Source organism: ANME-2 cluster archaeon (assembly GCA_014237145.1).
GTDB lineage: Archaea > Halobacteriota > Methanosarcinia > Methanosarcinales > Methanocomedenaceae > Methanocomedens_A.
In genome coordinates this window covers 1-9926 of the sequence record JAAXOC010000005.1, presented here as the reverse complement: position 1 = coordinate 9926, position 9926 = coordinate 1, and the positions used below count along the sequence as shown (strand labels likewise).

At 43.3% G+C, this 9926-nt stretch carries 10 protein-coding genes; 7 read left to right on the top strand and 3 right to left on the bottom strand.

Annotated features, from left to right (window positions below; genetic code table 11):
• Positions 1-143: 143 nt before the first annotated feature.
• Entirely contained in the window at positions 144-1154 is a 1011-nt protein-coding gene (locus HF974_00865; GenBank protein ID MBC2696896.1) for a nucleotidyltransferase family protein, read from the bottom strand.
• Positions 1155-1169: 15 nt separating this feature from the next.
• Here HF974_00865 and HF974_00860 point away from each other — a divergent pair, with 15 nt between their 5' ends.
• The 3 genes from HF974_00860 to rimI are packed head-to-tail and all read left to right on the top strand — an operon-like array spanning position 1170 to position 2942.
• Positions 1170-1313 carry a hypothetical protein gene (locus tag HF974_00860; protein ID MBC2696895.1) on the top strand — a complete coding sequence of 48 codons (144 nt, stop codon included), beginning with the start codon at positions 1170-1172 and terminating at the stop codon, positions 1311-1313.
• A 29-nt stretch (positions 1314-1342) separates the two neighbouring features.
• Positions 1343-2491, top strand: coding sequence for a hypothetical protein (locus HF974_00855; GenBank protein MBC2696894.1), 1149 nt, complete (start codon positions 1343-1345; stop codon positions 2489-2491).
• 16 nt (positions 2492-2507) lie between these two features.
• Positions 2508-2942, top strand: a complete 435-nt coding sequence (gene rimI / locus HF974_00850) for a ribosomal protein S18-alanine N-acetyltransferase (GenBank protein MBC2696893.1) — start codon at positions 2508-2510, stop codon at positions 2940-2942.
• Positions 2943-2957: 15 nt separating this feature from the next.
• Here rimI and HF974_00845 read toward each other — a convergent pair whose 3' ends face one another.
• Together HF974_00845 and HF974_00840 are read right to left on the bottom strand one after the other, a co-directional pair.
• Positions 2958-4631 carry an AarF/ABC1/UbiB kinase family protein gene (locus HF974_00845; protein ID MBC2696892.1) on the bottom strand — a complete coding sequence of 558 codons (1674 nt, stop codon included), beginning with the start codon at positions 4629-4631 and terminating at the stop codon, positions 2958-2960.
• 263 nt (positions 4632-4894) lie between these two features.
• Positions 4895-5983 (bottom strand): MFS transporter, encoded by a 1089-nt coding sequence (locus HF974_00840; protein MBC2696891.1) that lies wholly within the window; start codon positions 5981-5983, stop codon positions 4895-4897.
• Between the two features lie 414 nt (positions 5984-6397).
• Between HF974_00840 and HF974_00835 the strand changes: the two genes are divergently transcribed.
• From HF974_00835 to HF974_00820, 4 genes are all read left to right on the top strand, one after another.
• Positions 6398-7246, top strand: a complete 849-nt coding sequence (locus HF974_00835; GenBank protein MBC2696890.1) for a ribose-phosphate diphosphokinase — start codon at positions 6398-6400, stop codon at positions 7244-7246.
• Between the two features lie 3 nt (positions 7247-7249).
• A complete protein-coding gene (locus HF974_00830; GenBank protein ID MBC2696889.1) occupies positions 7250-8173 on the top strand; it encodes a U32 family peptidase in 924 nt (307 codons plus the stop codon).
• Between the two features lie 10 nt (positions 8174-8183).
• Entirely contained in the window at positions 8184-9053 is an 870-nt protein-coding gene (locus tag HF974_00825) for a hypothetical protein (protein ID MBC2696888.1), read from the top strand.
• Positions 9054-9557: 504 nt separating this feature from the next.
• Positions 9558-9752: a hypothetical protein gene (locus HF974_00820; GenBank protein ID MBC2696887.1), complete on the top strand. Its 195-nt coding sequence runs from the start codon at positions 9558-9560 to the stop codon at positions 9750-9752.
• Positions 9753-9926 lie beyond the last annotated feature (174 nt).

Here is a 9926-nt window from a genome sequence, read left to right as displayed (position 1 = left end):
AACAATGTAAAATGAGCAAAACGTGGGAAAACGCTAGCAACAGAGGATATAAATAAGTTCAACAGTTAGTAGATAGGTTTATCTTTCAAACTCAGGTATCATGTATATTATGTTACTATGTCTAGTAGGTTATTACGAAACTTCTAAAACTCAATTGAGGACGAATCACCAATGTTAAGTGAATTATGTTTCCCCACAAGGTTGGTATCATCACCAATAATGGAAGATTGCAGGTTTACCTTTGAGATATGCGTTCTGGACCCGATAACACTGTTTGATATAATGGAATTTTCAATGATCGTATCACTTGCAATGGAAGCATAAGGCCCTACAACCGAATTCACTACCCTGACATTATTCCCGATAGCCACCGGATGAATAATAACCGAATCAACGATATCATAAGTGCCATTTGAATTTTCCTTCTCGTCCAGCAGTACCTGGTTTGTCTCAAGCAGAGACCCGGCATGACCGCAATCATACCAGCTTGACACGGTAAAGGTCTTTAACCTGCTATCGCGCTTTATCATCTCCTGCAGTGCATCTGTCAACTGGTACTCTCCCCGCGTCCGGATGTTATTGTCAAGCATCCAGTCCAGTACATCGAATAACATCGATGTATCCTGGATAAAATACACACCTGCAATACCTAGGTTCGATACCGGACGTAAGGGTTTTTCCTCCAGGTGTTTAATACACGATGATTCAGCTTCCAGTTCGACAATACCGTATTTTTCCGGTTCGTCAACTTCCCTTACACCGATAGAACCCGAACAATGCCCGTTATTCTTATGCTGTTTATAGAAATCCAGGTATCCGGCTTTGAATATCATATCTCCCAAGGCGATCATGATATCAGAATCACCCACTGCTTTTCTGGTCAAGTATATGGAGTGCCCAAGCCCCTGTCTTTCATTTTGGTCAATATACCGTATGTTGAATGTATCACTGTAATGTTCATCTACATACGATATCAACTGTTCTTTCCTGTACCCGACAATCAGTATGACCTCTTCAGGTTCAAGATCGATCATCCGGTCCAGGATATGGCCGATAATGGGCTTGCCGGCAATGTATACCATAGGCTTTGGCTTGGTATGGGTATGGGGGAAAAGGCGTTTTCCAGTGCCGGCAGCAGGTATGATCACTTTCATAGTTATATTCCAGCATTGGTTGAAGAGTTTTTAGATTTTAAGTATAAAATTAAACTAAATGTATATATAACCAGTGGAATTTGTGAAAATGAAATTAAAAACAAGAATATTCCCGCATCAACAAACACTATTGAATCAGGAATGTTTTTAAACTATTAGAGTTACATAAATTATAGAGTTCGGTTTCTATGACATTTGTTTTCCAAAATTCTAAAGAGATGCCTATACAAAATAACTTCATAGATGACCTGAACAATTTCCTTGATCTCATCGAGAAAATACTTCCAATTGAAAACAAGGCCATTGAGTTAAACAGCCATATTAAAAAAGAAGAGGAAAGGTTTGAAAAAGAGTCATCGGTATTGACAAAATTTAGCAATGAACTCAATGATTTCCAGGAGAACCTGTTTAAAAAATATCCATTAGAACTTGTTGAGAAGTGTGGGGGTACAATCAAAGAATTTAGTATGGGGTGTATTGAAAAGCAAAAGGAGCAGATGAAGATCGTATTTGATGACCTCACTTCCCGCTCGAAGGATGAAGTTGACCAGATGGCAGAGCAGATACGCACAGAGCTTGAACCGTTCTTGTGGTCCAGGGTTTATAATGTGAATAAAACACAGCTTATCACTGCCAGAAATGAAAATGTGAATGGGAGTATTAAGATAGACATAAACGGTCTCTCATATAATTATGATGTTACCTATAATGAAGTTACATTGCAGACAAAGAAATTCTTTAATGATATATTTATCCCGATTTGGTCAAAGGGCGGCCTGATCCATAAAGAAGACAGAATTAAGAAATTGAACATCTCTGAATATATCATTAAAAGAATCTATAACAATGATGATTTCCAGCTTGACCTGGAAAATAAAAAGGGTACAAAAAGAATCAATATCAAGGTTACTGATGATATAAGGCATGCCAGTATCATTTATATTGATGAGGTGGTAACCGATATTACATCCAGTGAAGACCTGTTGCCACAGGTTGATTTCTATAAGCTGGGAGAACTTATCCAGGTCATAAAGGAATATGTTGATAATGAGGCAAACATAGCTTCAAAGACCCTTACATCTATAGAGATCGATGAAAATGATGCCATTGCAAGTAACGAAATTTTCGATTCTGTTAAGATCATTACTTCCCAGTATGGGGAGATAATTTCTGAAATATTAAATAATGGGTTCACAAAAGAAGAAATTATCATTAAGGAAATTATTAAAGATGGAACCCGGAATGAGATTTTTATTAGTATTGATGAAATAACAAACCGGCTTTCTGCCCTGGGTGTAGAGGGACTGGAACTGATTGACCTGTTAAACCTGCAATAATTAATTGGAGTCATATTTGTTATTTATCAGGCCATTCCAACCAGAGGATTTCAACGATGTTATTGAAATAGAACGGCAGGTTTTCAGTGAACATGACCCTTATGTTTACATGGAATTGTATGAAAGCGTGCCAGACGGGTTCTATGTGGCCATAATGGATGGGGAAACGGTCGGGTATGTGGTTGGGTTCATTTCAATTCCGATAAGGGGCAGGGTTTTTACCCTGGCTGTAAAGGAAGAGTACAGGAGTATGGGGATAGGTACGCAGTTAATGGATAAGATATGTGAAACCCTAAAAAACAATGGGTCAGATGAGGCCACCCTGGAGGTCAGGATAAGTAATATCCTTGCCCAGCATTTCTATATGAAACGAGGATTTGTACCTGCATGGGTAGAGCGGGGATACTACACTGATGGCGAGGATGCACTGATCATGAAAAAAGAACTTTAACGGGTAGTATGGTAATCAGATATGTCCCGTCCTCAGAATATAGATAACCAGCCCCATCCCTAATATACCAGTAACAAGAAAACCTATCAGGCCAAGTGCAGGTATTCCCCATATGTGAGGTTCTATTCCTGTCTGGATGATAAGGGCCGAGCCTATTATTAAAGCCGACAGGATCATGCTGAATGACAACCGGTTACTACTTACATCCAATCCGGTAATGATCCTGTTAAGCCCATGATGCTCAAATTGTATAGTCATATACCCTTTTTCTGCGTAATCAAGGATATGCGACATCTGCCGCGGCATCTTGTGCATATAACGCATCAGGTTTGAAGCATCTTTCACAGTATTTTTTAAAATAATGTCGGGACGCATGCGCTTTTTTATCAGCCTTTTAGCATAAGGTTCAATAAGCACACTGATATTGAAATCCGGCACCATCTGCATTCCGAATCCCCCGATGGTTATAAGCCCCTTTGAAAGCAGGGCAATGTTTGAAGGTACCATTGCCTGATGCCGCCGTAAAAGTGCCATTATTTCACCTATTACTACACCGCAGTCGAGCTGTTTCAGTGACCTGCCGTAATATTTATCAAGCAGGTCAAGCAGGTCTAGTTTCAATGCAGGTATATTTACATTTTCTGAGGTAATACCAAAGTCATAACTGATCTCGATAAACCGGTCAATATCATACTCGGTCATTGCAATAAGCACATCCACAAGCGCATTCTTGACGTCACCCGTGATATGCCCGACCATTCCGAAGTCAAGTAATGCAATGCGTCCGTCTTCCATTACGAGTACGTTGCCCGGATGGATGTCAGCATGAAAGAACCCGTCTTCGAATACCTGTTTTAAGAATGCCTTTGCACCTGCATTAGCAATACTTTCCCTATCATATCCCATGGCATCAATAGCATTAAAATCAGTTGCCTTGACGCCTTTGATATACTCAAGTGTCAACACATGTTCGCCTGTACAGTCCCAATATACTTTTGGGATATAGATGTGAGGGTCGTCCCTGAAATTGTGAAAGAAGCGGTCTGTGTTCTGCGCTTCCAGATTGTAATCCAGTTCCCTGTGGATCGACCTTGAAAACTCATCGACCAGCTGGGTCGGTCTATATAATTTTGCATTTTGTATATGTTCCTCGATAAACCCTGTAAAACTGTACATAAGATCAAGATCAGCATCAATAACTTTTTTAATATCCGGGCGCTGGACTTTTACGACAACATCAGTATTATCATGGAGCCGGGCCCTGTGTACCTGACCGATGGACGCAGCGGCAATGGGCCGAGTATCAAAGGACATGAACAGGTCTTCAATGGATGCGCCCAGGTCTTGTCGTATCATATTTTCTACATCAGTAAAATCAATGGGAGCAACCGTATCCTGTAATTTTTCAAATTCCTTTGTGTACTCAATAGGGATCAGGTCAGGTCTCATACTCAATATCTGTCCCAGTTTAACATAGGTGGGTCCAAGCTCTTCAAGGACGCAGCGTGCCCTTTCAGGTCCACTCAATTCTCCTTTATATCTCTGTGCCCTCATCCTTGAGCGTATAGACTGAAGCGGCTTGAGTCCTAACTGGTTTACAATGTGGTCAAACTCATAGTTCAGGAGAGTATCCACTATCTTGGTGTATCTTTTAGCTACCTCATATCTACGAAATCTTATGAACCGCACTGCAACCAGCCCCTTGTTAAATAATAAATAATTTGTAACTATTCAGCCATACAAATAATGGCTACTGATGACGAAAGTATATTTTTAGCTTTTTATGAAACATTCATAGCTAATGTCTTCCGATATCGATTTCATAAATGCAAAGATATTATATAAGTAGGGGTAACGGCTTATGATAATGTTTTACAGGCTGAATAGTTACAATAATTTATTATTTAATAAACAATTTGTTTGTACACCTATAAATTTACCCCGGTGACCTGCTACGACCTGTGATCACCCGGCATAAGCACGACAAGCAACATGGCAGATAAGGCCGCTACTGCACCGCCGTAGATAAAGGGGGCAGACGGGCCGAGAATATCCCACAAAAGACCGGCAATGATACTTGCAAAGAGCATCATGAACCCTGAAGCGGCATGGTATATCCCCAGGGCAGTCCCTCTTTTGCCTGAAGGGACCAAATCTACAACATAGGCTTTTCCAATACCTTCTGTAAGTGCTTCGTATAGACCATAGATTATGAAAAGCAGCCAGATGTAGATACTTTGATGTACCCATGCAAATCCAAAGTACACAATCCCGAAGACTATAAAACCGGCACTCATTATATTCCGCCGTCCCCATCGGTCTGAAAGTGTGCCCAGCGGAAATGCGCCAAGGGAAGATACAATGTTGAACAGGACATAACTTAATATTACCATGTAGAAGGAAAAACCAAGATTTTCTGCCCGCAGGATCAAAAACACATTACTTGAGTTACCCAGTGCGAAAATAGCTGTTATTAAGAGGAATACTTTATAGTCCCTGCCAAAATCAGATACCTTGAACGATATCCGTTCAGTTACCGGACGCTTGCGTTCTGATACAAAAAAGGTGACCAGTATGATGCTGAGCAGTCCGGGTATGAAGGCGGCAAGGAATACCAGCCGGTAGTTGTCGCCTGATAGGTAGAGCACCCCAAGTGCGATGAGCGGGCCTGCAACAGCACCTATGGTATCCATTGACCTGTGCAGTCCGAATGACCGGCCCCTGTGTGCGGCATCAGAGGAATCTGCTATGAGGGCATCCCTGGCCGAGGTGCGCAGTCCTTTGCCTGTCCGGTCCATGAGCCTGGCGACCAGGACAAGTGGCCAGCCGTATGCCAGTGCCATAAGGGGTTTTGAGATGGCTGAGATGCTGTATCCGGCGACTACGAATGGTTTGCGCTTTGTGGTCTTATCCGAATACCAGCCTGATACTACTTTCAGGATACTGGCTGTGCTTTCGGCGGCTCCTTCGATAAGCCCGACCAGTGCCATGGGTGCACCTAATACCAGGGTGAGGAACAGGGGGACTATGGGGTAGAGCATCTCACTGGCAATGTCAGTGAACAGGCTGACCAGTCCCAGGACGAATACGTTCTTCTTGATGCCGGGTATCAGGAAATCGGGTTCTTTTTCCGGCGGTACTTTAATTGCAGTTATGATTTGTTCCCCATTTTTTAGTTAATGTTGCGAAGGTATTCTATGATAAATTTTTCCATAGTTATTTGAAGTAATGTATCAGGTATTTCTTTTTAGCATGGTGTGGGGGAAATAGAATATAGAGCTGTTTTCAGCCATATATGTCACGAACCACGGATTTCCACTTAGCTAAGTCCAGGGGTATCAATGGGAGGGAGGATTTGTAAGTTTTTTGTTACTGTTGTTTAACCATAAAAACGTTATTTTATGTTATATTAGAATATACTACATGCCCAGAATGATTATTTGAGGGATTTGACTTTGAAAATAATCGGAGGACCCGCATCTCAACTTTTAGCAAGCAGAGTGGCAGCAGAACTGAATTGCGAACTTGCGCTGTGTAAGTTCAAAACGTTCCCGGATGATGAAAAGTATATCCGTATCATGGATGACATCGGCCCGGAAGCTGTCATAGTGCAGAGTACAACAACCGATTCGGATCTAATATTACTGCTGCAGCTTATTGATGCATGTAGTTCTGCCGATCTTATCCATGTTGTGATCCCCTATATGGGCTATGCCAGGCAGGACAAGATATTCAACCAGGGTGAAGCTCTCAGTGCCAGGGCCGTGGCCCGGACCATTGAAGCCGATAATATGATTACAGTGAATATACACGAGGATTCTGTAATCAACTACTTCAGGTGCAATTCCGTTAATGTCAATGTCGCACCTTTGATGGGGCGATTTGTCAGTGTTATGGATCTGCACGATCCAGTGATATTAGCTCCTGATAAGGGTGCAAAAGAACTGGCAGCTTCGGCTGCAAAGGAAATGGGGATCGAATATGATCACCTGGAAAAGAAACGGATAAGTGGCGACACTGTGGAAGTAAGCCCAAAGAACCTTGATGTCAGGGGCAGGGATGTGGTGATACTGGATGATATAATATCCACAGGCGGTACTATGGCAGAGGCCGTGCGAATGCTTGGGGAACAGGGTGCGCTCGATGTATATGTTGCCTGCATCCACCCGGTACTGGCTGGCAGTGCCGTAAACAAACTATATCATTCCGGCGTAAAGGACCTGATCGCTACTGATACCATTGAAAGAGCAGTTAGCAGGGTCACGGTTGCGCCCATGCTCGCACAGGCCCTTAAGGAATTATGATCTATGGGCTCCCAAAATAAGATGAACCTTATGGCTCCTGCCGAATCCATGGCCACGGCTGTTAATGTAATAGAAGCAGGTGCTGATGAGATTTACCTGGGCCTGGAGACACCTGGACTTGTGAACCTGAACCTTTCAGGCAGGGGCAGGAGCTGCAACGCAAAAGATCAGGCCGAGCTTTCGGATATTGTAACGTATGCCCATGACAGGGGCGTACTTGTGGATTATACTGTCAATACCCCATTTATGGCTGATACACTTGAGGAGATGTATATCGAGCACGTGATGCGTGGCGTGGATGCCGGGGTGGACGCACTGATCGTGGGCGAGTTCGGTGCGTTGGCATTGCTGCATGAAATGGACCTGGGAATTCCGATGCATGCCAGTGTGCTGCTTAATAATTTCAACAGGGGGCAGTTAGAGATGCTCAAGGGCATGGGGGTAGCAAAAGTAGTCCTCCCGTTCAAGATAACCATAGACGAGATACGCCAGCTATCTGGCCTGGGAATTGAGCTTGAATTGTTCGGGCAGTTCGGGTGTTCTAATATTAATGGCACCTGCCACCTGATCCATAATGCTGATGAAAGTATCAGCCTGGGACTGCCGTGCAGGGCGAATTACAGGGTGTCGGAAGACGGCAGGCTGCATAATATCCTGGATGCTGGGACGGACTGCTCGCTGTGCAGTATAGGGGATTTGATGGATGCCGGAGTATCTGCCCTGAAAGTGGTTGGCAGGTGCATGAACCCTGAGATGATACGAACCATAATCCAGACCTACCGCAGTGCTATTGATATGGTCCTGGACGGTGCTGTGCCGGGCGAGATAAAGGCATGGGTGCTGGAGGAGATACCTTTCTGGATGATGCTGTGTGACCAGGACAGATGCAAGTACTTAAAGACGCCCATCAATGATTCATATATTTAGAGGTTAACGCGTGATAGAGATACGGACTGCTGATATGGCAAAGATCGGACTGGTTCTTGAGCTTTCAAGGGAGTTCGGGTTGAATGTGGGTATTGGAAGCGAGTGCTGTGTCCATAAGTTACCCAGTCCTGGGGAGGTGGCAGAGATTGCTTCACAGGTGGATGACCTGGCAGTGGTCACGCCCATCACACCGCAGAAACATTATGACCGGGTGCTGGAATTTATCAGGGGGCTGCCGCATGGTGTAAGGCTGGTGGTCAATGATGTGGGCGTGCTGTACTCTTTGGATCGGGATGGTATGCTTGATGGTTTTAGTGCTGTGGTGGCAGGGCGGGGTATTGTGCATACGTCTGAGGCATGTCCGTGGGTGGACCATTTGCTGCGGGATGAATCGGAAGAGGTTAAAGATGCTTATTTGCAGACCAATCTTAACTACAGCAGGACACTGGGATTTTTCAGGGATATGGGTGTTACGGCTCTTGAGACTGACCTGGAATTGAGGACGGTTGAGGCTGCGCTTAGGACTGGACTGCCTGTGGCCGGTCATGCTGAATTTATTGCTGTGTCGTATGCCCGTTCCTGCCATACTGCCAGGTTCTTTGGTGAAGTGCCTCCTGGTTGCAGGGAAAGGTGTAGTGGTCCTATGGAACTGGAACTGGTGGATATGTTCGACCTGTCTGGCTCGCCGCCGGGGTTTGCACAGCCCAGCCCTGAGATGTTAGGGATTTTTCCTAAACTGTACTTGCTGGGTGCTACTATATTTATGAAGAGGGATGTGCATGATGTCCAGGGCATGGAGAGGGTTATTGTGAATGGGGATATGTATGACCCTGCAAACCTGGGGGCTGTTGTGATGGCTTTTAATGAGGATATGGGATAAGTCGGGCTGACTAATCTTATGCCTTTAAAATCCCAGTTTAATAGGGTTAGTGAACCCATTTGGGTCGTGTTCCTAATTAATTGACAATATTTAAATAGTTTAAATGTAATTCCATCTATGAGGGATATAAATGGATTCGGACAAGCTGTCCCAAAACCAATTCACATTATACAATTCAATCATATTTTATCTCAACTAGGCAATTATCAATTGTAATTTAATGTTATTATCCGATATAGGATGGATATCATTTGATTTGTACACATGCTTTTAGTTTTGGGACAGCCTGCTGAACTGGATTTATCAGAATTTTGTTGTTTGAATAAAGATTGCCCGGATTACGGTAAGAAGGGTAAAGGAAATATAAGAGTCAAAGAGAGATACGGATCGAAAAATCGTGTGCTATTGAGATGCAATACATGCACACATTGCTTCAGTGAAACCAGATGTACGATGTTTTTTGGACTTAAGACCCCAGATGAAGAAGTACTTAGGACATTGGCAATGATACCTGAAAAAGGAAGCATACGAGGAACGGCAAGAGCCACAGGATATGATAAAGATACTATATGCAGATGGCTTGACATTGCAGGATCTCATTGTCAAGAAGTTACCAATTATTTTTTTCAAGAGCTTGAGCTTGGCCAGGTACAAATATATGAGATATGGTCATATATAAAAAAAAGGAAAAAAACGTGACTGATGACGATCCTGATGAATATGGTGATATTTATACACTAACACCTTACTTTGAAAGATCCCAAAAAACAACCTCTCACACTATCGTTTTTTGTTGCCACCAGAAATTTTTAAATAAAACTCTCGGTTCAGGTCTCCTTCAAAACCGTTTCCAGTCCAAGTGCAGTAAAATGT

What these genes read in the sequence shown, in the direction of transcription:
- HF974_00865 (MBC2696896.1), bottom strand. Translation starts at nt 1,154, where the DNA reads ATGAAAGTGATCATACCTGCTGCCGGCACTGGAAAACGCCTTTTCCCC.
- HF974_00855 (MBC2696894.1), top strand. Translation starts at nt 1,343, where the DNA reads ATGACATTTGTTTTCCAAAATTCTAAAGAGATGCCTATACAAAATAAC.
- HF974_00840 (MBC2696891.1), bottom strand. Translation starts at nt 5,983, where the DNA reads ATGCTCTACCCCATAGTCCCCCTGTTCCTCACCCTGGTATTAGGTGCA.
- HF974_00830 (MBC2696889.1), top strand. Translation starts at nt 7,250, where the DNA reads ATGGGCTCCCAAAATAAGATGAACCTTATGGCTCCTGCCGAATCCATG.
- HF974_00820 (MBC2696887.1), top strand. Translation starts at nt 9,558, where the DNA reads ATGATACCTGAAAAAGGAAGCATACGAGGAACGGCAAGAGCCACAGGA.